Raw genomic sequence first — 23,341 nt, 5'->3', positions numbered from 1 at the left:
CTCATGAAGTACGAACCTTTTGCCAAATCGCTGATTGCGACCTCGTTGGCGCTCAGCTGCCTGACCGCCCATGCCGCCTCCGTGGCCCCGGCTACCGGGGAAAACGGCATGGTGGTCACGGCCCAGCACCTGGCCAGCCATGTGGGCGTGGATGTACTGAAGAACGGCGGCAACGCCGTGGATGCGGCGGTCGCGGTCGGCTATGCGCTGGCGGTGGTGTACCCCGCGGCAGGCAACCTCGGCGGCGGTGGTTTCATGACCATTCAACTGGCGGACGGGCGCAAGACCTTCCTCGACTTCCGTGAAAAAGCGCCGCTGGCCGCTACCGCCAACATGTACCTGGACAAGGAGGGCAACGTCGTTCCCGATCTGAGTACCCGTGGCCACCTGGCCGTGGGCGTGCCGGGCACCGTTTCGGGCATGGAACTGGCGCTGTCCAAGTACGGCACCAAACCGCGCAAGGAAATCATCGCCCCGGCGATCAAGCTGGCCGAAGACGGTTTCGTGCTGGAACAGGGTGATGTCGATCTGCTGGACTACGCCACTGACATGTTCAAGAAGGACATCAAGGATTCCGGCTCGATCTTCTTGAGCAATGGCGAGCCGATGCAAGTCGGCCAGAAACTGGTGCAAAAGGACCTGAGCAAGACCTTGCGGGAGATCTCCGAGAAAGGCACCGACGGTTTCTATAAAGGCTGGGTGGCCGACGCCATTGTCACCTCCAGCCAGGCCAACAAGGGCATCATCACCCAGGCCGACCTCGACAAATACAAGACCCGTGAACTGGCGCCCATCGAGTGCGACTACCGTGGCTACCACGTGGTTTCCGCACCGCCACCGAGCTCCGGCGGCGTGGTGATCTGCGAGATCATGAACATCCTCGAAGGCTATCCGATGAAGGACCTGGGCTATCACTCGGCCCAGGGCATGCACTATCAGATCGAGGCGATGCGCCACGCCTATGTGGACCGCAACAGCTACCTGGGCGACCCGGACTTCGTGAAGAACCCGATTGCCCACCTGCTGGATAAAAACTACGCGACCAAGCTGCGCGACGCGATCAAGCCACAAAAAGCAGCGGTATCCAGCGAGCTCAAACCCGGTGTAGCGCCCCATGAAGGCAACAACACCACCCATTACTCCATCGTCGACAAGTGGGGCAACGCGGTGTCGGTGACCTACACCCTCAACGACTGGTTCGGTGCCGGCGTGATGGCGAGCAAGACCGGGGTCATCCTCAACGATGAAATGGACGACTTCACTTCGAAGATCGGCGTACCGAACATGTACGGTCTGGTGCAGGGCGAGGCCAACGCCATCGCGCCCGGCAAGGCGCCGCTGTCGTCCATGAGCCCGACCATCGTCACCAAGGACGGCAAAGTGGTAATGGTGGTCGGTACGCCGGGCGGCAGCCGCATCATCACCGCGACCTTGCTGACCATGCTCAACGTGATCGACTACGGCATGAACATCCAGGAAGCGGTGGATGCACCGCGTTTCCACCAGCAGTGGTTGCCGGAGGAAACCAACCTGGAAGCCTTCACCACCAGCCCGGATACGGTGAAAATCCTCGAAAGCTGGGGGCACAAGTTCGCCGGTCCACAGGATGCCAACCACCTGGCGGCGATCCTGGTCGGCGCACCATCGCTGGGTGGCAAGCCGGTAGGCAAGAACCGATTCTACGGGGCGAACGACCCACGGCGTAACACCGGGTTGTCGCTGGGCTATTGAGGGTTGTGTCCGGAGGGGGACGGGCTTATGTTCGTCCCCTGAACCCTCGACAATTCAAGGAAGGAAATCATGGCCACTGCGTTGCTAATCATCGACGTCCAACAGGCTTTGTGTTCCGGTGAGTATGAGTGCTTCGAGATTGGACGGGTCATCAACACCATCAATGACCTGTCTGCCCGGGCGCGCAAGACGGGAGTGCCGGTGGTGCTGATCCAGCACGAAGAGTCGGGCAGCCCGCTGGCCCATGGCGCTGCCGGCTGGCAACTGGCCGAAGGGCTGGAGACCTCACCCAAGGACCACCGCGTGCGCAAGACCACCGGGGATTCGTTCTACCAGACCAACCTGCAAAAACTGTTGCCGAAAGAGGACTTCGAGTGCCTGGTCATCTGCGGCCTGCAGACTGACTATTGCGTCAACGCCACCGTGCGCCAGGCCTTGAAACTGGGCTACGACGTGGTGCTGGCGGGCGATGCGCATTCCACCGTCGACAACGGCAACCTGACCGCCGAAGACATCATCGCCGAGCACAACAAGGACCTGAAGCGCCTGACCGGTTCCGTGGCGCGGATCGATGTGATACCGGCCAAGGACATCCATTTCTGAAACCACCGCATTCCACAGTAATCCCGGTTGCCCGCAGATTTTGCGTACACCTGCTAATCCTGTGGGAGCGGCGGTGCGGCGATCCGACTTGCTCGCGAAAGCGGTGGGTCAGTCAACATCAATATTGACTGTAACGACGCCTTCGCGAGCAAGCCCGCTCCCACAAGATCTACACCGCTCCGAAAATCTCCATCAGCTCGTTGAGGAACGCGCTCACAAGGTCCCGTTGTCGCGCCGAATGCCGCACCGCCGCATGAAAGCTGACCTCATAGCGCAACAGATCCGGATTCAGCGGGTGCAATTGCCCCAGCTGTTCATGCCGGGTCGCGTAGTGCTGCGGTAGAAACCCCAGGTGCTGGCCGGACAGGATCAGCAGGGCCGCACCGTCCATGCTGTCGGTGAGCACGGTCAGGCGCTCGATGGACGTGGGGGCCGGCATTTCCGGCAGCGGATGGCTCGGCCAGACCCAGTCGTACCCGCTGACATCTTCCCGGGTCAGTGCGCCGACTTGCCCGAACAACGGATGCGAGGGCGCGCAGTAGGCGATCTGGGTTTCCGGGAACAGCGGGAAATAATCGATGCCGGGCAAGCGATGCCAGAAGTAACCGATGGCCAGGTCGATATGGCCGTTGATGATTTTTTCTTCCAGCAGTGACGACGACAGTTCGGTGAAGTGGAAGTACAGCCCCTCGTGCCGCGCGCGCAAACGGGCAATGGCCTGGCCGATTTTCTTGTTCGCCACCGGATCGATTTGCCCCAGCAGGCCGATGTTGATGCTGCCCGAGACTTTGCGGTTGATGTGCTGCACCTCGACCCGGAATCCTTCGGCCGCCGCGAGCAAGCGTCGGGCCGCCTCGATGAACTGCGTGCCTTTGGGCGTTACGGAAAACCCGCTGCGCCCGCGTTCGCACAAGCGGAACCCGACCCGGGCTTCCAGCGTCGCCAACTGCGCGCTGATCGTCGGTTGTGTGGTGTTGAGGGCGGTTTGAGCCGCCGAGATGCCGCCCGCCTCGACGACGGTCAGAAATACCCGGATCAGGCGCAGATCCAGCTCCGTTACAGTTCCCAGCATGGGGGCTCCCGATTCTCGCCTACATAGATGGTGATCTATGTAAACAGTGTGCCTGCGATATTTTACTGCCCGAACCCACGCCCTACATTGCCGTGAAACCAGCGTCATCGTCAGCTTTTTATGGAGTTTCACCTGAACTGGACGTCGTAGCGAGCGCTGTGCCCACAAAAACAACAAACAACAGCATAGGAACAATCGTATGTCAGGTTCCCCAGTGTCTGCGCACGCCGCCGAGGCGAGCGGCGGATTGGCTATCGAAGGCCACTCCATCGACTACATCCCGGAAAACGAACGCCACGCCAAACTCAGCAGCCAGGGGCCTTTCTGGTTCCTGGGCAACTTCCACTTCTTCACCATCTCCATCGGCTTTGTTGGCCCGAGCCTCGGCTTGTCCGCACTGTGGACCATGCTCGCCGGTGCCCTGGGCATCATGTTCGGCACCATTTTCATGGCGTTCCACGGCTCCCAGGGCCCGGAAATGGGCCTGCCGCAGATGATCCAGTCCCGCGCCCAGTTCGGCTATCGCGGGGTGATCCTGGCATTGATGGCGACGATGTTCGTGTTCGTCGGATTCAACGTAGTGAATATCTCGCTGATCATGAACGGCCTTGAACATGTATTCGGCATCGACCCGACCATCGTCGCCGTCACCGTGGTACTGATCGGTGCGCTGTTGTCGATCTACGGCCACGACCTGATGCACAAGGCCTTCAAGTGGGCCTTGCTGGCGACCTTGCCGCTGTACGCCCTGGTGACCATCGCCTTGATGTTCGGTGCGGGTCAGGAAGGCGTCACGCCGGCGACCGATCTGGGCTTCAACTGGGTGGCCTTCGCCACGCTGTTCGCCATCGGTGCCAGCTACAACATTTCCTATGCGCCCTACGTGTCCGACTATTCCCGTTACCTGCCGAAAAACACCAGCCGGGTGAAACTGATCGCGGCGGTGTTCATCGGTGCCTCGTTGTCCGGCAGCTGGATGATCGGCCTCGGCGCCTGGCTGGCGCAGCAGTTGAAAGCAGCGGATGCACTGGTGGCGTTGAATCAGGTCGGTTCTTCCATGGTGCCGGGGTTGGGCAATCTGCTGGTGATCGTCTCGGTGGCGGGCTTCCTGCCGATCATCGCGCTCAACACCTACAGCGCCATGCTGACACTGCTGACCGGTGTCGACTCGATCAAAAAAATCGCCCCGACACCCCGTGCCCGTGTGCTGTCGATCAGTGTGATCAGCGTGATTCTGTTGACCTGCGTGCTGTCGATCAAAGGGGACGGCATCGCGCTGTTGAACACCTTCCTGGTGCTGTTGCTGTACTTCCTCGTGCCGTGGACCGCCGTCAACCTGGTGGACTACTTCTTTGTGCGCAAGGGCCGTTATGCGATCCCGCATTTCTTCACGCCGAAGGGCATCTACGGCGCCTGGCAATTTCGCGGCATCGTTTCGTACCTGATCGGTTTCGCCGCGATGGTGCCGTTCTTCTACATATTCGATGCCGCCGCCGGTAAAGAGGTGTTTGTCGGCCCGCTGGCGCGAGTGCTGGAAGGCGTGGACATCGCCTGGCTGGTGGGCCTGGTGGTGTCGGGGCTGACCTATTACCTGCTCAGCCGCTCGATTGATCTGGCTGCCGAACGCCGGGTGATCGATGCACTGAGCGAGAGCGACATCGTCGCCATGACCCATTCATCTGCGGAGGCAGGGCGTTGAACAGCGCAAAAAATACCGTGGTCGCCTGCTGCCAACTGGCGCCGAAAATCGGCGACCTGGCCCACAACCGCACGCTCACCGAACGCGCGATTCGCCAGGCGGCCTTTCAGGGGGCGCAGGTCGTGGTGTTGCCCGAACTGGTGCAGAGCGGCTACCTGTTCACCGACCGTGATGAAGCGCTGAGCCTGGCGGAAACAGTTGACGGTCCAACCTTGCAGTTGTGGCAGGCCCTGGCCCGTGAGCTGAACCTGGTGATCGTCGGCGGCTTCTGCGAACGCCTGCCCGGCGATGAGCTGGCCAACAGCGCGGCGATGATCGACGCCAATGGCCTGCGTGCGGTATACCGCAAGGCGCATCTGTGGGATGCCGAAAAGGACATCTTCACAGCTGGCGATGCGCCACCGCCGGTGGTCGAAACGGTGCATGGACGACTCGGCATGCTGATTTGCTACGACCTGGAGTTCCCCGAGTGGGTGCGTCTTGCGGCGCTGGCCGGCGCCGATCTGTTGTGCGCGCCGGTCAACTGGCCCGACGGTCCGCGGCCGCAAACCGAGCGCCCGGCTGAAGTGCTGCGAGTGCAGGCCAATGCCTCGGTGAACCGCATGTTCATTGCAGCATGCGATCGCTATGGCCATGAGCGTGGCGTCGGCTGGGTGCAAGGGTCGGTCATCGTCGATGCTGACGGTTACCCCTTGGCCGGGCCGGCGGAGCAGGGCGGCGAGCAAATCCTGCTGGCGACGCTGAGCCTCGCCGAAGCGCGCAACAAGCGCATCAGCGCGCGCAACGACCTGCATCAGGACCGCAGGCCACAGCTGTACGGGTTGCACAGCGCTTTGTAACCGTTGATGTCATTGCGCACTGGACGCCCGTCACGGGCCTATGGCATCGTCGAAACCAAAGGCCATGCAGTGAATGGGATCGCAATGATGGGGGAGGGAAATAAACTCGACGGTGACGCAACGATGGTCACGCTCAAGGCGTTCAATCATTGCGTACTGCACCTTGGCCGGCTGGCGCGGGAGAGCGGGGCGTCGCGATTCATCGCCGATGGCCTGCAGGCATTCGGTCAACTGGTGCCCTTCGCCTCTGCCTGGTGGGGCGAAATGTCTGCGCCAGGTCCTGATGTGCCCATGCAAAGCTGGATGCATGGCAGCATCAATCTTCCTGAATCCTTTGCCTGCGAATGGCATCCGGTGGCGGCCAACGATCAGTTCTCCTACGCCACGCTCAATCGTCCTGGTGAGGTGGTGTGCGACAAGGGTTTCAACGACCCTTGCGAGGCAGTCAATGATTTCGCCCGGCGCTTCGATCTCTATCACTTGATGAGCATCACCTACGAATTGCCCGAAAGCGGCCTGATGTTTTTCGTCTGCCTCTACCGTGGTCAGGATGAACAGGCGTTCGAGGAGAACGAAGCCGAGCTGTTTTTGGCGTTCTGCGATCACCTGTTCCAGCTGTGGCGGTTTCAAGTGCAGGACATGATTCGCTTCGACAGCGAAAACGGCGCGAGTGATTGTGGCATCGCGCGTATGGACGGCAGTCTGCTCTATGTGGGGGCCAGGTTGTGTGTTGCCATCCAGCGCGAACTGCCCGGCTGGAGCGGTTCCACGCTGCCACCTGAGGTGATCGCGCAGTTGTCCAGAGCCCCCTGTGTGATCCGCCTGGGCCGCTGCGCCCTGACCCTCAGCCCCAACGCCGAACACGTCATCCTGTCCCTCGATGCGCCGTCAGGCGGTGATGGCCTGGCACCACGGGAACGCAGCGCAGCGATGCTGTTCGCCGCCGGCCATTCCTACAAGGAAATCGCCAAAATGCTCGCCCTGAGCCCGGCGACCGTGCGCACCTATTTACGTAACTGCTATTTGCAGCTGGGTGTTAAAAGCAAGGTGGAGCTGGGTTCGGCTCTGCGTTCGCCGGGTGCGTTGTCGGAGTCCGTGCGCCGGGATTAATCCCAGTCGTTTCAATTATTTGTCTTACCCCTCCTCATTTGCAGAGGTCCATTCGAACGCTGTGCCCTATAGGGTAGGCCCTGTCTATCAGGGGCTGGCGCAGTCGCCTCGGACCGCTTCAAAACAATAAGAACAGGGGTGAGGCATTTGAGACTTTCCAGGTTGTTCATCGCCGTTGCGTCGACAACGGCGTTTTCCTGCGTGGCATGGGGCGCGACACCGGCTGACACGGTCATGCGCAATGGCTACGTCTACACCGTCGATGGCCAGAATTCCGTGCAGCAGGCCATTGCCATTTCGGGCGGCAAGATCGTCTATGTCGGCAGCAATGCCGGGGTCGACGGCTACATCGGCAAGCAAACACAACTGATCGACCTGGCCGGGCGCATGCTGATGCCGGGCTTCGTCGATGCGCATATGCACCCGGGGGATGGCGGTCGCGCCATGACGCTGTGCGACCTGAAATACCAGACCATGACCCGCGCGCAGTTTCAGACGAGCATCCAGGCCTGTCTCGATGCCGAGAAGGACAAGGGCCCGGATGTCTGGCTGGAAGTCGGCAGCTGGGATCGCATGGGCATGACCGGGCTTGACGGCGACGCCGACAAATCGACCCTGGACGCGCTCAAGACCAAGCGTCCGATCCAGGTGCGCTCCACCGATTTTCACACCGTGCTGACCAACTCTCGCGGCCTGGAACTGGCCGGCATCAACAAGAACACCGCCGACCCCGAAGACGGCAAATACCGACGCGACAGCGCCGGCAACCCGAACGGCATCTGCGAAGACGGCGCCGCCGAATCGTTGGCCGCCGTGGTGCCGCCCGCCACCGACGCAGAAAAACTCAACCAGACCCGTGCAGCCCTCGACGCCATGCGCCAGCAAGGCATCACCAGTTTCTTCGATGCCCTGTCGGGACCGGAAAGCGGCAAGGCCTTCACCCGCCTGCAAAAATCAGGTGAACTGACTGCCCGGGCCTTGCTGGCGATCAAGCTGGACCCGGCCGCCGCTGCCGCCGACCCGGTGAAAACCATCGCCGAGGCCAAGGCCCTGGCCAACACCTACGACCAGGGCGAAGTGCATGTCGCGCCGGGCGTGAACATGCGCCACGTCAAACTGTTCATGGACGGCATCATCAATGCCCCGGCGGACACCGGCGCCATGTTGACCCCGTACCTGCACAACAGCGGCACCGAACAGGCGCCGAAGTGGACGCCGGGCAAGAACCTGGGCGAACTGTACTTCCCGCCGCAGGTGCTCAATCCGCTGTTGCTGCAAGCGGTCAAGGCCGGTTTCGATCCGCACCTGCACGCCACCGGCGAGCGCGCGGTACGGGACGCACTGGACAGCGTCGCCTACGTGCGCAAGGCACTGCCCGGTCAGGACTTCCGCCCGGCCATCGCCCACGCCGAGTCGGTCGACCCTGCCGACTACCCACGCTTCAAGGCTCTGGACGTCACGGCCACCATGTCGTTCCAGTGGGCTCAGCAGGCACCATCCACGGTCGACGGCACCAGTGATCACCTTGGCGTCGAGCGATTCGAACGCATGGAACCTTCAGGCAGCATCGCCCAAGCCGGCGGCCGAGTGGCGTTTGGCAGCGATTGGCCGGTCGACCCCCTCGATGAGTTCCTGGCGCTGAAAGTCGGCGTTACCCGTTCCGGCGACCCGACCAACCCGCACAGCTATGGCCCCAAGTATGCCGGGCGACTCAACGCCGATCCGGCGCTGTCGCGAGCCGAAGCGCTGCGTAGCATCACCCTCAGTTCCGCCGAACAGTTGAAGCTGGACGCGGTGCTGGGTTCGGTCGAAGTCGGCAAGTTCGCTGACCTGATCGTGCTCGACAAGAACTTCATGCAGGTGCCCGAGGAGGAACTGGGCCGCAATGACGTGCTGCTGACGCTGGTCGGCGGCAAGGTCGTGTGGGCCAAGGTGCCGTTCCTCAGCCTTGCGCCACACGCGGTTTCTCAAACTGTTACTTCCCGATCCGCCCTATAAAAACCAGAGAGCGTTCCGATGCGATTGATTCCAAACCTGTTGGCCGCCGCGCTGGCCTTGTCGTCGGTGCAGGCCATGGCCGCCGCTGACCTGGTGTTGTTCAACGGCAAGGTCTTTACCGCCGAACCCGGCCAGGCACTGGTGCAGGCTGTTGCGGTGCAAGACGGCAAGATTCTGAAAGTGGGCAGCGATGCCGAAATCAATGCCCTGGCCGACGCCAAGACCCAGCGCATCGACCTGGCGGGCAAAGTGTTGATGCCAGGCATGATCGACACCCACAGCCACCCGGTGGTGGGGGCGTTCGACAGCATGAAGGCCAACCTGCTGGACGAAGTCAAACCACTACCCGAACTTGAGCAGTGGTTGATTGAAGAGGACAAGGCCGGGCGTGCCCGGGCTGGCGATGTGATCAGCGTCGCCGGGGTCAGTTCGGCCTATTGGGAAAAAAGCCGTGAACTGGGCAAGGTGTTCAATCAGGGGCGCTGGGCCGATCAGCCTATCGTCTTCAGCGGCATCGACGGCCACACCGGTTGGGCCAACAACGCGATGCTCAAGCGTCTGAACATCGACGCTGCACTGGTCAAGAGCCTGCCGGAGAAAGAGCGCGGTTACGTCGGCCATGAAGCGGACTTCACGCCTAATGGCTACTTTGCCGAATCACGCTGGGACGTGGTGCGCAGCGCAATTCCCGCGCCCAGCCAGGAGACCATGCTCAAGGCCGCGAAAGAGGCGGTGCGGGTCAACAACCAATTCGGCATCACTGCGTGGATGGACGCCGCGGCGAACGGCGGCAGTGAAGACTCACTGTTCGATTTCCATGCCACCGCCGAAAGCGTCGGCGTCCTGCCGCTGTACAAGGCGCTGGCGCAGAACGGCGAACTCAGCGCCCACGTCGCCGCGTTGATGGTCACCAACCCGAAGAGCAAGCCCGCCGATCTGGAAGTGATCGCCACGGTGATGAAGCAGTTCGAGGGCGTGCCTAACCTGACCTTCCCCGGCATCAAGGTGTTTGTCGACGGCATTCTCGAATTCCCGGGGCAAACCGCAGCGGTCATCGTGCCGTTCAAGAACAGCCATAAAAATGGTCAGTTGCTGACCGACCCGGCGCATTTCGGCGAACTGGTGGTGGCGGCGGAAAAACGCGGCTGGATCGTGCATATGCACGCCGTCGGCGACCGCGCAGTGCGCGAAGCGCTCAATGGCGTGGCGTATGCGCGCAAGCTCAGCCCGACGCCTGTACCCCACAGCGTCGCGCACCTGCAACTGGTCAATCCCAAGGAGTTTCCACGCTTCAAGGAACTGGGCGTGATCGCCTCGATGCAACTGCTGTGGGCCACCGGCGAGACCTACACCGTCGAACTGGTCAAGCCCTACATCAGCGCCTTTGCCTACGGTTACCAGTATCCCGCACGGTCCCTGCATAACGCCGGCGCGACGATTGCCGGTGGCAGCGACTGGCCGGTGTCGAGCGCCAATCCGTTCAACGCCATTGCCCAGGCCAGCACGCGCAAAGGCCCGTTGGGCGTACTCAATGCCAAGGAAAGCATCGACCGCCAGACCATGTTCTATGCCTACACCCTCAACGCGGCGAAAACCCTGGGTCTGGACAAGCAGATCGGTTCGCTGGCACCGGGCAAGCAGGCTGACCTGATCATCCTCGACCGGGACGTGTTCAAGGTCAGCGATGACGACCTGTTCGAAACCAAAGTCCTGAACACCTTCTTCGCCGGCAAGCAGGTCTACGCCCCCGCGTCCTGACCTGCGTACACCCAGCACCCGCAAAAAACCGCCAGCCCCTCGTCGCGCGAGGGGCCTGGCATCGCCATGCCTGAAATTCCCCGTACGCCATAACAACAAGAGAACTGTATGAACGCACTTTCAGCATTGACCCTCGCCGCACTGGCATTGGCCCCCCTGAGCAGCCACGCCCTGGCCCTCAACGATGACTTCAGCCTTGACATGACCCTGGGCGTGGTCAGCGACTACCGTACCCGTGGCATCTCGCAAACCCTGGGTGATCCGGCCGTGCAGGGCGGGGCTACGTTGTTGCACAGCAGTGGCCTGTACATCGGCGCCTGGACCTCCAACGTGGATTTCGGTGGCGGCTTCGACACTCGTCAGGAACTTGAGTACTACGCTGGTTACTACTGGCAGGCCACGGACGCCATCAGCCTGGACCTGGGCTACATCAAGTACGACTACCCGAAAAATTCCGAATTCAACCTCAGCGAGGTCTACGCCGTCCTTGACCTGTACGGCGTGAAGCTGGGTGCCTATTACTCCAAGGACACGCCGAACTTCTTCGGCGAGGACCAGGACACCCTCTACACCTACCTGAGCTACAAAATCGATCTACCGGCTGAAGTCGGCCTGGACCTGCGCTTTGGGCGCAACGATGTGAATGACCCCGCGTTCTGGTCCGCCAATGGCGATAGCCGTGAGTCTTACTACGAGTGGGAAGCCAAGCTGACACGCGACTTCGTCGGCGTGACCTGGGGGCTGAGTTATGTCGATACCGACTTGTCGAAAAGCGAGTGCAGCAGTTGGTACGGCTATGACGACCTCTGTTCGGCGACAGTTGTAGCCAGTGCCACCAAGACCTTTTAAGTTCCGTCCCTGACAACAAAAACAGTTCCACAAAGGAAACACCCTCATGAGTGTGCAACGCAGTCCCCTGATCGAGACTCGCTCGATCGATTTCATTCCCGAGGCTGAGCGACACGGCAGTCTCTACAGCCAGTTCACCCTGTGGCTCGGCGCCAACCTGCAAATCACCGCCATCGTCACCGGCGCCCTGGCCGTGGTGCTGGGCGGCGATGTGTTCTGGTCGCTGATCGGCTTGCTGATCGGGCAAGTGCTCGGCGGTGCCGTGGTGGCGCTGCACGCGGCGCAAGGGCCAAAGCTTGGCTTACCGCAGATGATCTCCAGCCGCGTGCAGTTCGGGGTGTATGGCGCGGCGATCCCGATTGTCCTGGTGTGCCTGATGTACCTGGGTTTCAGCGCCACCGGCGCAGTGCTGTCGGGGCAGGCGATCGCGCAATTGATCAGTGTCAGCGACAGCACCGGCATCCTGATTTTCGCGGCGTGCATCGCGTTCCTGACGATCTTCGGTTATCGGGTGATTCACCTGGTCGGGCGGGTGGCCAGCGTGCTGGGCATCATCGCCTTCGCCTACCTGTTCACCCGGTTGATGACCCTCAACGACATCGGCCTGCTGCTCGACAATCGTCATTTTGCCTGGAGCACTTTGCTGCTGGCGGTTTCGCTCTCGGCGTCCTGGCAGATCGCCTTCGGCCCCTACGTGGCGGACTACTCGCGCTACCTGCCGAGCAAGACCTCATCGTGGAAAACCTTCACCGCCGTGGGCCTCGGCACAGTGTTGGGGGCTCAGACTTCGATGGTGCTGGGGGTGTTCGCCGCCGCACTGGCAGGGGCCAATTTCCGCGGGCACGAAGTGGCGACCATTGTCGGCCTGGGCAGTAGCGGTGTGATCGCGTCCTTGCTGTACCTGAGCATTGTGTTCGGCAAGGTCACGGTGTCCACCCTCAACGCCTACGGCAGTTTCATGTGCATCGCCACCATCATCAGTGGCTTTCGTCGTCGCCTGGAAATCACCGCCCGCCAGCGCATGCTGTTTGTGCTGCTGATCGTCGCGGCGTCCACCGCGCTGGCATTGCTGGGGCAGTACTCGTTCCTCAACTCGTTCAAGTACTTCATCCTGTTCTTGCTGACGTTCTTCACCCCGTGGAGCGCGATCAACCTGGTGGATTACTACTTCATCAACAAGGAGCGTTACGACATCCCGGCGCTGTCCGATCCGAACGGGCGCTATGGTCGCTGGAACGTGCTGGGGATCAGCGTCTATGTGATCGGCGTGTTGATCCAGTTGCCCTTTGTCGACACCCATTTCTACTCCGGGCCGATGGTTGCGCAGCTGGGTGGCGTGGACATTTCCTGGATCGTCGGGCTGCTGGTGCCGGGGGTGATCTATTACGCGCTGGCCAAGCCTTCGATGAGTGGCGTGGTGGTTGAGCGGGGTTAACACGACCAGGAGAGACTAGCATTTGTGGCGAGGGAGCTTGCTCCCGCTGGACTGCGTAGCAGTCCCATCTTTTAGGGCCGCTTCGCGCCCCAGCGGGACGGTGCGGCGATCCGACAAGCTCCCTCGCCACAGGGTCCGGCGTTGACTAGCGCTTTGGGAGTTTCCAGCGCTCACGCAACTGCTCGTACTGCGCTTCGGGCAGTTGCACCAGCACCGGAGATTTGCCCGGGTCCAGCCAGTCGAACAGTCGCGCGATGTTCGCCGGGTCCATGGCCGTACAGCCACGGGTCGGTGCACTGGGGTCGCGCCAGATGTGGAAGAAAATGCACGAGCCGGCAGCGGGAGTTGCCGGGGTGTTGTGCTGGATGACGATGCCTTGGCGGTACAGCTCATCCGAGCGGCGCATCCGTTCGGAGCTGTTCCAGTCCTTTTCGACGACCGCTCCGTCGACCAGTTCGTTGTAACGCGTGGACTGGCTGTCATCCACGCATTCGATGGTCGGCATCAATGGGAGATAAGGCAGGCGGGTGTCGGCCGAAGGCTCGTAACCAAATGCCGTGCCCAGCTTGAACATTCCAGCCGGCGCCTTGCCGTCGCCTTCATGTTTGACCGGCCCTTCAGGTTGCCCGATATCGAGCAGTCCCTTGCCCCAACCCATGCCGTTCTTGCCGAGCACCACTGCAAAGGGCGCTTCGAATTTCCGGAAGGTCTGCCCGTGTCGTTCATAGCGCTGGGCAGTGCCCTGGATGTCATCCCAGTTTTTGCTGGTGACCACGATCAGTTGGTCGCTGCCGTCGAGTCCCTGGGCCATTGCGGCCAGTGGAAAAAACGCCACCAACAGGGCCTTGAGCAGAATGTTCATGGTACGAGCGGCGTGACGGGGAAGTCCATGACGTCCGGCTTCGGCGGATTCCCGCTGTACGTGAAGTGCCACCACTCGGCCGAATAACCCACGAAGCCTTCCTTGGCCATGGCACTGGTCAGGCGCTGGCGATTGGCTTTGGCCGTGGCGTTGATCAGCGCCGAGTCGGTGTGCGCCCGCTCATCGAAGCAATCGAAACCGGTGCCCATATCGAGCGCGCCGTCGTGCCAGCGCTGGCCATAAGGGGCGGTGCAATCCACTGGGGTGGCAGCAGGTGTCCAGATGTCGGCGGGCAGGGCGTCGGGGCCGGTCAGGGTCAGGTCGACGGTGTTGCCCCGGGAATGATTGGACACCCGCGCCACATAACCCAGGCGCCAGAAGTCCTGCTTGTCGACCCGTGGATAGAACTCGGTCTTCAGCGGGTCGCCAGGTTCGGTGGCGAAGCGCCCCATGTCCGCCACCGCGCGGGTCGGGCGATAGCAGTCGAACACTTTCAAGCCGTAGCCTTCGGCTTTCAGTGAGCTTTGCACCCGGGCCAGGGCCTTCGCAGCGTCCTCCGACAGCAGGCACTGCGCCGCCTGGTAACCGTCGAGCGGGTGCCCGGTGAAATTGTGCGCGCTGGCATAGCGGATGTCCTGCTCGATGCCCGGGTCGACGCTGCGCACATACACCATGTGCCCGGGCTTCGACGCGTCGGCCATGCACGGCGTGGCAAGGCTCAGGCACAGCAACAGCAGACAGGGTGAACGAAACATCGGAAACGGCTCCATGCATGACCAGTCATTCCATCATGGCTTGAAACCGTCCGTACCTCCATGAAGTTGTTGATCGGCGTGATAGGACGAACGCACCAGCGGGCCGGACGCCACGTTCTTGAAGCCCATGCGCGTGCCTTCTTCGGCGAACCAGGCAAAGGTGTCCGGGTGCACGAAGCGCTGCACCGGCAAGTGGCTGCGCGAAGGTTGCAGGTATTGGCCGAGGGTCAGCATGTCGATGTCGTGCTCGCGCATGCGCTGCATGACCTCGATGACTTCCTCGTCGGTTTCGCCAAGGCCCAGCATCAGGCCGGATTTGGTCGGCACACGGGGCACCGCGTGTTTGAATTTTTGCAACAGGTCCAGCGACCACTCGAAGTCCGACCCCGGCCGCGCGGCCTTGTACAGGCGCGGTACGGTCTCCAGGTTGTGGTTGAACACATCCGGCGGCTCATTGGCGGTGATCGCCAGGGCCACGTCCATGCGTCCACGATAATCCGGCACCAGGGTTTCCAGTTGAATGCCGGGGGACAGCTTGCGGATTTCCCGCAGGCAATCGACGAAGTGTTGGGCACCGCCGTCGCGCAAATCGTCGCGGTCCACCGAGGTGATCACCACGTACTTCAGGCGCAGCTCGGCGATGGCCACGGCCAGGTTCATTGGCTCATTGGCATCCAGCGGCTTGGGCCGGCCATGGCCGACATCACAGAACGGGCAGCGACGGGTGCAGATGTCGCCCATGATCATGAAAGTCGCCGTACCGCCGGAAAAACACTCGCCGAGGTTCGGGCAGGACGCTTCTTCGCAGACGCTGTGCAGCTTGTGCTTGCGCAGCAGTTGCTTGATCCGGTCGACCTCCGGCGAGATCGGCATGCGCACGCGAATCCAGTCGGGTTTGCGCGGGAATTCATCCGTGGGAATGATCTTCACCGGAATCCGCGCGACCTTTTCCGCGCCGCGCAGTTTGGTGCCGATTTCTATTTTCATCGGGCCTGCACCAGTCGGTTCCACAATAGTGCTCATGTACTTTGTCCTTTTGAGCAAAGGGAAAACGCACAACCTGTAGCAGCTGGCGCAGCCTGCGTCCGGCTGCGAAGCAGTCGTAAAACCGGAATTCGCGGTGAATCAGACAAACCACGTCACCCGAATTTACGACTGCTGCGCAGCCGGACGCAGGCTGCGCCAGCTGCTACAGGTTGTGCGGTGGAGGGTCAGTCGCGGTAGACCGGGAAGTCCGCACACAGGGCCGCCGCCTGGCGGGCGACATTGGCTTCGATGTCGGCATCGCCCAGGTGATCGAGGATGTCGCAGATCCAGCCTGCCAACGCGATGCTCTGCGCTTCCTTGAAGCCACGGCTGGTGATCGCCGGCGTACCGATGCGCAGGCCCGAAGTCACGAACGGCGACTGTGGATCATTGGGCACGGCGTTCTTGTTCACGGTGATGCCGGCACGGCCGAGGGCGGCGTCGGCGTCCTTGCCGGTCAGGCCCTGGCGGATCAGGCTGACCAGGAACAGGTGGTTGTCGGTACCGCCGGACACCACGTCATAACCGCGCTCGATAAACATCTGCGCCATGGCTTGGGCGTTGCGGATCACCTGCGCCTGATAAGTCTTGAATGCCGGCTCCAGCGCTTCCTTGAAGCACACCGCCTTGGCGGCGATCACGTGCATCAGCGGGCCACCCTGGCCACCGGGGAACACCGCGGCATTGAGCTTCTTCTCCAACTCCGGATTGGCCTTGGCCAGAATCAGACCGCCACGGGGGCCGCGCAGGGTCTTGTGCGTGGTGGTGGTGACCACGTCGGCGTAGGGCAGCGGGTTCGGGTACAGACCGGTGGCCACCAGGCCGGCGACGTGGGCCATGTCGACGAAGAAGCAGGCGCCGACCTTGTCGGCGATCTGACGGAAGCGCGGGAAGTCCAGGGTCTTCGAATAGGCCGAGAACCCGGCGATGATCATTTTCGGCTTGTGCTCGACCGCCAGGCGCTCGACTTCGTCGTAGTCGATCAGGCCCGTGGATGTGTCGATGCCGTACTGCACGGCGTTGTACAGCTTGCCGGAAAAGCTCACCTTGGCGCCGTGGGTCAGGTGGCCGCCGTGGGCCAGACTCATACCGAGCACGGTGTCGCCCGCTTGCAGCAACGCCAGATAAACCGCGGCGTTGGCCTGGCTGCCGGAGTGGGGCTGGACGTTGGCGTAGTCGGCGCCGAACAGCTGTTTGGCGCGGTCGATGGCCAGTTGCTCGACCACATCGACGTGCTCGCAGCCGCCGTAGTAACGCTTGCCCGGATACCCTTCGGCGTACTTGTTGGTCAGGCCGCTGCCTTGTGCCTCCATCACCCGCTGGCTGGTGTAGTTTTCCGAGGCAATCAGTTCGATGTGGTGTTCCTGCCGCGCCTCCTCGGCGTTCATCGCCGCCAGCAGTTCGTCGTCGTAGCCTTTGATCTGGTCGTGCTTGCTGAACATGGTGTGGTCCTTTTGCGGATTCGGGAAATGCCCGGGGGGCTTCAAGCGTCGGCGTGTTCTGCGGTCAGGCGTTCGTAGGCGTCTTGATCCAGTAGATCTCCCAGCGCCTCGACATCGACCGGTTTGAAGCGAAAGAACCAGCCTTCGCCCAATGGGTCTTCGTTGACCAGTTCCGGGGTGCTCTCCAGCGTCGCGTTGATCTCGACCACTTCACCGTCCAGCGGCATGCCGATACTGCTGGCGGCCTTCACCGACTCCAGCACCGACACTTCAGCGCCTGCATCGAAGGCGCCCAGTTCAGGCACCTGAACGAACACCACATCCCCCAGCGCCTGCTGGGCAAACGCCGTGATGCCGACGGTGACCAGGCCATTGCTCTCAAGGCGCAACCATTCGTGATCGACGGTAAAACGCAATTGGCTCATCTCAACTCCTTATTGTTTTAAGGCTCGTGGCGGGGCGACGAGCGGGGTTGGAGGAGTGATAGCAAGGGCGGTGCCAAGGTTTATTAGTTGTTTTAAATCAATGGCTTGAAGTGATTTTATTAAGCGTGAGAGATTTCGTCCGTATTGAAATCAATACAAGCAAACAGGGCAGTGGGCGCAGACGCCGTAATTGCGGGTGGGAAAGGTTTTGTCTTGATTTCGCTACGCTGTATCGATTTGCGAACGACGATCTTGCGCACGACTTAGTCCCCTGTGGGAGCGAGCTTGCTCGCGATAGCGGCATGACAGTCACATTGATATTGACTGACACTCCCTCATCGCGAGCAAGCTCGCTCCCACAGGGGAATGTGTTGTCGGTGACAATGTGTTCCGACAGATAACTCAGGGCTTGTTGGGAATTCCGTATTTGCGCAGGCGAATCGCAATGGCGCTATGGGACGTCTGCAACCGCGCCGCCAGCAACCGGCTGGACGGATAGCTGCGGTAAAGCTGTTCCAGCAGGTTCTTCTCAAAGTCGCCAACCGCCTCTTCCAGGCTGCCGACTTCGCCGTCGTTTTGCCGTTCCACCGCCGTGCGGGCGATGTCGAGGTCGTCGATGTCCACCAGCGGATTCTCGCAGATCGCCGCCGCGCGAAAGATCACGTTTTGCAGTTGCCGCACGTTGCCCGGCCAGCGGTTGCCGAGCAGGGCGCTGAAGGTGCTCGGTGCCAAACGACACGGCGGTCGCTGGATCTGCGCACAGGCCTGTTGCATGAAGTGATTGGCCATCAGCAGGATGTCGTGCCCGCGCTCGCGCAGCGGCGGCACTTGCAGGTTGAGCACGTTGAGGCGGTAGAACAGGTCTTCGCGAAAACGCCCTTCGGCGACCATTTTCTCCAGGTCGCGGTGGGTCGCGCTGAGCACCCGCACATTGACCCGGACCTCTTTGTCGCCACCGACCCGACGGAAGCAGCCATCGCTCAAAAAACGCAGCAACTTGGCTTGCAGATAGGGCGACATTTCCCCCACTTCATCGAGGAACACCGTGCCCTGATCGGCCAGTTCCAGCAGGCCGAGCTTGCCGCCCCGTTGCGCGCCGGTGAAGGCGCCGGGGGCGTAGCCGAACAGCTCGCTTTCGGCCAGGCTCTCCGGCAGTGCCGCGCAGTTCAGGGCCAGAAACGGCGCGTCATGCCGTGGGCTGATGGCATGGCAGGCGCGGGCTACCAGTTCCTTGCCGGTGCCGGTTTCACCCTGGATCAGCAGCGGCGCATCGAGGGCCGCCACCCGTTGGGCGCGAGCCTTGAGCGCGCGGATCGGCGGCGATTCGCCAAGCAGCGCATCGAAGCCTTCGGCATGGTCATGGTGCAGCGCCGACAGGCGTTCACCAATGCGATTGGGTTGATACAGGGTGAGCAGGGCGCCGGCGTCGGTGATCGGCATCGCGTCGAGCAGCAAGGTCTGGCCGCCGAGGCTGACCTCGTGCATCGGCAGACGGAAATGCTGAGCGATCAGGGTGCGTTGCAAATCGGCATCGTCGAACAGCGCGGTCAGCGATTCACCGGCCGGTTCGCGGCCGCACAGGGCGATCAGCGCCGGGTTGGCCAGCAGCACATGACCACGGTCATCCACTGCCAGCACCGGGTCGGAACTGGCTGCCAGTAACGCGTCCAGTTGCAGGCGCCGGCGCTGCCCCGGAAGGATGTCGACCATGGTCACCGCTTGCACGCCGCGCACATCGAAAAGCGCTTCGCGCAGTTCTTCGAGCACCTCGGCGCCGAGGGTCGGGGCGTCGATGTAGACGTTCGGCGGCACCATCTCCACGGCGTCGAGGTTGAAACTGCGACCACCGAGCAGAGCCAGCACTTCCTGGGTGATGCCGACGCGGTCGATGAAGGTGACGTGGATGCGCATGACGGGCCTGCAAGGTTGGCGAACCGAATCAGTATGCCCGGCAAAATTTGAATTTGGCGAGTGTCACATCACGGCTGGCCGGTTTTACGGGCGCTGGCGGCCAGGTCCTCGAGGAACGCCTGGAGGATCGGTGGCGGTGCCGTGCCGCGTCGGGTGATCACGTCGAACGGCGATTTCAGGCGCAGGCTCGCGGGTGCCAACTGGTGCATCTCGCCGCTCTTGACCCACTGGGCGGCGAAGTGCTCAGGCAGAAAACCCAGGTAGGCGCCGGAAATGATCAGGATCGCCGTGGCTTCGATGTTGTCCACGGTGGCGGCCGCCTTGCTCACGCCCAAGTGTTCGAGGTCGTATTGCTGCATGTAGCCGCGCACCACGATCCGCCCCGCAGCGACTTCTTCAAGCAGTTCCTCACCTTCGGCATGGCTGCCGTACAAGGGGTGACGCCGCCCGCAATACAAGCCCAGGGCTTCCTGGTACAGCGGCGATTGCAGCAGCCCCGGCACATGGATCGGGAAGTGCCCGATGGCCAGGTGCAGGCGACCGTCGAGCACCCGCTCTTCGAGTTCCGCCGGGGTGCCGACGTACACGTTCAGGTGCACATCATGCCCACGCGAAACAAAGCGTTGGGTGGTGCGGGGAATCGGCGAGTCGGGGTCGGTGATCGTGGTGTCGATGATCCCCAGGTTGAGTTTGCCGCTGATGTGCTGTTTGAGCACGTCGGCGTCCATGCAGAAATTTTCCACCGCCGACAGCAGGCGCTGGGTGGCCTCATGAATCGCCACCCCTTGTTCGGTCAGACGGAAGCCGCTGCGCCCACGCTGGCAGAGTTTGACCCCGAGGCGGGTTTCCAGGTGGGTCATCTGCTCGCTGATGGTCGACTGCCCGGCATTGAGCGCCGCCTGCGCGGCCGAGAAGCCGCCGCAGCGGACAATCGTGGCAAACACCCTGAGCAGTTTCAGGTCGACATCGTGCAGCTGGATCATCTTGGACCTCCGGCCTGTGGACGCATCGGGAATGCCGATATGAGTATCTGATGTTTAGCATTTTTTCCACGAAAACCTGCGCCCATAGTCTCTCTAACGGCGGTCGCCTTGCAGTCCGCCAGGCCGATAACAAGAAGTGGAGAGGCTAGAAATGTCGAACAACGGTTATGAATCCGGTCGCCTGAACCTGCCATTCGTGGGTCATTGCACCTTTGGAAAATCCCCGGTGTGCACCGATTGGGATGCACTGGATGCCGACGTCGCGGTGCTCGGCGTGCCCAACGACATGGGCACCCAGTGGCGCTCCGGCGCACGCTTCGGACCCCGCGGGATTCGTGAAGCATCGACGCTGTTTTCCTTCGGCCACGCCGGCGCCTACGATCATGAAGATGACGTGATGTACCTCACCGCATCGGATGTGCGCATGGTCGACGTCGGTGATGCCGACATCGTCCACACCGACATGGCCACCAGCAACAAGAACACCGAATACGCCGTGCGCAAGATCCTCGATGCCGGCGTGATGCCGGTGGTACTCGGCGGCGACCACTCGGTGCACGCGCCGGTGATCAAGGCCTTCGAAGGCCGCGGCCCGATCCACATCATCCACTTCGATGCGCACCTGGATTTCGTCGACGAGCGCCACGGTGTGCGCTACGGCCACGGCAACCCGCTGCGCCGCGCTTCGGAAATGAACCACATCGTCGGCATGACCCAGATGGGCATCCGCAACGTGTCGTCGTCCAACCGCGACGACTACGAAGCGGCCCATGAAGCCGGCTCGAAAATCCTCTCGGTGCGTGATGTGCGCCGCCTTGGTGTAGAGGGCGTGCTGGCGCTGATCCCGCAGAACATCAACTACTACATCACCATCGACATCGACGGTTTCGACCCGTCCATCGCCCCCGGTACCGGCACCCCGAGCCACGGCGGCTTCCTCTACTACGAAGTGCTGGAAATCATCCAGGCCCTGGCCAAGCGCAGCAAGGGCAACATCGTCGGCATGGACCTGGTGGAAGTGGCGCCGGTGTACGACCCGACCGGCATGACCTCGATCCTCGCCGCGCAACTGCTGCTCAACAGCATCGGTTTCATCTTCCACGAGCGCGGCAAGGTGCGTGCGGCCGCCGAGAGCGAAACCACTCCAGCCTGATATCGAAACCACAAAGCTCAGAAACCAGAGCCCCGGCAGGACCTGACTGCCGGGCAGAGAGAATAAAAATGGACACGATCGTCAAGAGTTACCTGCAGAAATTCGGCGTCAGCGAAGCCACCCAGACCTTCCTCGGCAAGGTCCAGAAAATGTTCATCGGCGGCGCCTGGGTCGAAGCCAGCGACGGCCAGACCTCCGATGTGATCGAACCTTCGACCGAAGGCCTGATCACCCGCATTCCCATGGGCACCACCGATGACCTGGACCGCGCCGTGCAAGCCGCCCGCGCGCAGTTCGATGGCGGCGCCTGGCGTCAGGCCAAACCGGCCGAACGCGAGCGCATGATGCAGCGCCTGGCCGACCTGATCGAGCAGAACGCCGGAGAGCTGGCGGAAATCGAATCCATCGACATGGGCAAATCGGTTGCCTTCGCCAAGGACGTGGACATCCAGGGCACCGTCGATACCCTGCGTTACTTCGCCGGCTGGGCCACCAAGCTGCACGGCCGTACCGTCGAACCTTCGTTGCCGGGCAACTACCTGGCCTATACCCGCAAGGAAGCGGTGGGCGTAGTCGGCGCCATCGTGCCGTGGAACTTCCCGCTGCAAACCATGGCCTGGAAGCTCGGCGCGGCACTGGCCACCGGTTGCACAGTGGTAGTCAAACCCGCCGAGCTGACCTCGTTGTCGGCCCTGCGTTTCGCTGAACTGGTGCAGGAAGCGGGCATTCCCGACGGCGTGATCAACATCGTCACCGGGCGCGGCAGCGTGGTCGGTGCCGCCATGGCCATCCACCCCGGCATCGACAAACTGACCTTTACCGGCTCGACCCCGGTCGGCCAGACTGTCGGCCGTGCAGCGCTGGATGACATGAAGCGCCTGACCCTCGAACTCGGCGGTAAATCACCGGTCATCGTCTGCGCCGACGCCGACATCCCGGCCGCCGCCCAGGCGGTCGCCAACGGCGTGTTTTTCAACTCCGGGCAGGTATGCGACGCCGGTACACGGGCCTATATTCATAGCAGTGTCTACGACCAATTCCTGCGCGAGCTGATCGCCTACACGCGCACCCTGAAAATGGCCCCGGGACTGGACCCGGACTGCTTCATCGGCCCACTGGTATCGGCCCTGCAAAAGCAGCGCGTGACCGAGTACATCGAGACCGGCAAGGCCGAAGGCGCCAAACTGGTCTACGGCGGACAAGCGGTCGATGGCCCTGGTTTCTTCGTCGAGCCGACCATCTTCGCCCATTGCCGCAACGACATGCGCATTGTCCAGGAAGAGATCTTCGGGCCGGTGCTGGTCACCGCACCCTTCGACGATGAAGAAGAGGCCCTGGCCCTGGCCAACGACTCGCCATATGGCCTGGCGGCGGCACTGTATTCCAACGACCTGGGCAAGGTGCACAGCCTGATCCCGCGCCTCAAGGCCGGTTCGGTCTACGTCAACGCCCACGGCACCCTCGATCCGTCGATGCCGTTCGGTGGCTACAAGCAGTCCGGGTTCGGCAAGGACCTGGGCGCCGAGCAGCTCGATTACCTGCTCGAAACCAAGGCAGTCTGGATCACGCTGCCCTGAGCCACGGCTGAACGTTTCACCGCAACCTGTAGCAGCTGGCGAAGCCTGCGTTCGACTGCACAGCAGTCGTAAAACCAGAGGGCCGCGCAGTGTCAGGTAAACCATGCGATCCA

General features: G+C 62.0%; 19 protein-coding genes. 11 read left to right on the top strand and 8 right to left on the bottom strand.

The genetic code is table 11. The features are described from left to right. Positions 1 to 3 precede the first annotated feature (3 nt). Positions 4 to 1,731: a gamma-glutamyltransferase gene (ggt, locus tag PMI34_RS16305; protein ID WP_008049345.1), complete on the top strand. Its 1,728-nt coding sequence runs from the start codon at positions 4 to 6 to the stop codon at positions 1,729 to 1,731. 69 nt (positions 1,732 to 1,800) lie between these two features. Further along, positions 1,801 to 2,334, top strand: coding sequence for a cysteine hydrolase family protein (locus tag PMI34_RS16310; RefSeq protein ID WP_008049344.1), 534 nt, complete (start codon positions 1,801 to 1,803; stop codon positions 2,332 to 2,334). A 169-nt stretch (positions 2,335 to 2,503) separates the two neighbouring features. Here PMI34_RS16310 and PMI34_RS16315 read toward each other — a convergent pair whose 3' ends face one another. Further along, a complete protein-coding gene (locus tag PMI34_RS16315) occupies positions 2,504 to 3,406 on the bottom strand; it encodes a LysR family transcriptional regulator (protein WP_008049343.1) in 903 nt (300 codons plus the stop codon). 199 nt (positions 3,407 to 3,605) lie between these two features. On the opposite strand from PMI34_RS16315, the gene PMI34_RS16320 reads away from it, so the two are divergent. The 7 genes from PMI34_RS16320 (at position 3,606) to PMI34_RS16350 (ending at position 13,094) form a co-directional block, all read left to right on the top strand. After that, the gene (locus tag PMI34_RS16320) at positions 3,606 to 5,105 is read left to right on the top strand and encodes a purine-cytosine permease family protein (protein WP_008049342.1); all 1,500 of its coding nucleotides are present in this window, start codon (positions 3,606 to 3,608) and stop codon (positions 5,103 to 5,105) included. After that, entirely contained in the window at positions 5,102 to 5,944 is an 843-nt protein-coding gene (locus tag PMI34_RS16325) for a nitrilase-related carbon-nitrogen hydrolase (RefSeq protein ID WP_008049341.1), read from the top strand. The genes PMI34_RS16320 and PMI34_RS16325 overlap by 4 nt, the downstream gene beginning before the upstream one ends. An 87-nt stretch (positions 5,945 to 6,031) precedes the next feature. Continuing rightward, a complete protein-coding gene (locus PMI34_RS16330) occupies positions 6,032 to 7,054 on the top strand; it encodes a helix-turn-helix transcriptional regulator (protein ID WP_032829594.1) in 1,023 nt (340 codons plus the stop codon). Positions 7,055 to 7,201: 147 nt separating this feature from the next. Continuing rightward, positions 7,202 to 9,052 (top strand): amidohydrolase family protein, encoded by a 1,851-nt coding sequence (locus tag PMI34_RS16335; RefSeq protein WP_081498071.1) that lies wholly within the window; start codon positions 7,202 to 7,204, stop codon positions 9,050 to 9,052. A gap of 18 nt (positions 9,053 to 9,070) precedes the next feature. Beyond that, the gene (locus tag PMI34_RS16340) at positions 9,071 to 10,810 is read left to right on the top strand and encodes an amidohydrolase (protein WP_008049337.1); all 1,740 of its coding nucleotides are present in this window, start codon (positions 9,071 to 9,073) and stop codon (positions 10,808 to 10,810) included. Between the two features lie 108 nt (positions 10,811 to 10,918). Next, complete coding sequence (locus PMI34_RS16345) at positions 10,919 to 11,659, top strand: TorF family putative porin (RefSeq protein WP_008049332.1); 741 nt, start codon at positions 10,919 to 10,921, stop codon at positions 11,657 to 11,659. Positions 11,660 to 11,705: 46 nt separating this feature from the next. Next, the gene (locus tag PMI34_RS16350) at positions 11,706 to 13,094 is read left to right on the top strand and encodes a purine-cytosine permease family protein (protein ID WP_008049331.1); all 1,389 of its coding nucleotides are present in this window, start codon (positions 11,706 to 11,708) and stop codon (positions 13,092 to 13,094) included. 145 nt (positions 13,095 to 13,239) lie between these two features. Here PMI34_RS16350 and PMI34_RS16355 read toward each other — a convergent pair whose 3' ends face one another. From PMI34_RS16355 to PMI34_RS16385, 7 genes are all read right to left on the bottom strand, one after another. Further along, positions 13,240 to 13,956, bottom strand: coding sequence for a L,D-transpeptidase family protein (locus PMI34_RS16355; RefSeq protein WP_008049330.1), 717 nt, complete (start codon positions 13,954 to 13,956; stop codon positions 13,240 to 13,242). Beyond that, positions 13,953 to 14,711 (bottom strand): M15 family metallopeptidase, encoded by a 759-nt coding sequence (locus PMI34_RS16360; RefSeq protein WP_008049329.1) that lies wholly within the window; start codon positions 14,709 to 14,711, stop codon positions 13,953 to 13,955. The genes PMI34_RS16355 and PMI34_RS16360 overlap by 4 nt, the downstream gene beginning before the upstream one ends. Positions 14,712 to 14,744: 33 nt before the next feature. Next, positions 14,745 to 15,734: a lipoyl synthase gene (lipA, locus tag PMI34_RS16365; RefSeq protein ID WP_008049325.1), complete on the bottom strand. Its 990-nt coding sequence runs from the start codon at positions 15,732 to 15,734 to the stop codon at positions 14,745 to 14,747. A 188-nt stretch (positions 15,735 to 15,922) separates the two neighbouring features. Beyond that, positions 15,923 to 17,179: a serine hydroxymethyltransferase gene (glyA, locus tag PMI34_RS16370; RefSeq protein ID WP_008049324.1), complete on the bottom strand. Its 1,257-nt coding sequence runs from the start codon at positions 17,177 to 17,179 to the stop codon at positions 15,923 to 15,925. Between the two features lie 41 nt (positions 17,180 to 17,220). Then, positions 17,221 to 17,604, bottom strand: a complete 384-nt coding sequence (gene gcvH / locus PMI34_RS16375) for a glycine cleavage system protein GcvH (RefSeq protein WP_008049323.1) — start codon at positions 17,602 to 17,604, stop codon at positions 17,221 to 17,223. Between the two features lie 402 nt (positions 17,605 to 18,006). Next, a complete protein-coding gene (locus PMI34_RS16380; protein WP_008049322.1) occupies positions 18,007 to 19,515 on the bottom strand; it encodes a sigma-54-dependent transcriptional regulator in 1,509 nt (502 codons plus the stop codon). A 68-nt stretch (positions 19,516 to 19,583) separates the two neighbouring features. Next, complete coding sequence (locus PMI34_RS16385; protein WP_008049321.1) at positions 19,584 to 20,498, bottom strand: LysR family transcriptional regulator; 915 nt, start codon at positions 20,496 to 20,498, stop codon at positions 19,584 to 19,586. A 151-nt stretch (positions 20,499 to 20,649) separates the two neighbouring features. Between PMI34_RS16385 and speB the strand changes: the two genes are divergently transcribed. Then, on the top strand, positions 20,650 to 21,651 hold the full coding sequence (gene speB, locus PMI34_RS16390; RefSeq protein WP_008049320.1) for an agmatinase: 1,002 nt from the start codon (positions 20,650 to 20,652) through the stop codon (positions 21,649 to 21,651). 68 nt (positions 21,652 to 21,719) lie between these two features. Next, positions 21,720 to 23,228, top strand: coding sequence for an aldehyde dehydrogenase family protein (locus tag PMI34_RS16395; RefSeq protein ID WP_008049318.1), 1,509 nt, complete (start codon positions 21,720 to 21,722; stop codon positions 23,226 to 23,228). Positions 23,229 to 23,341 lie beyond the last annotated feature (113 nt).

This window comes from Pseudomonas sp. GM74 (assembly GCF_000282455.1).
Classification (GTDB): Bacteria; Pseudomonadota; Gammaproteobacteria; order Pseudomonadales; family Pseudomonadaceae; genus Aquipseudomonas.
This window is presented reverse-complemented; position numbering and strand designations above follow the sequence as displayed.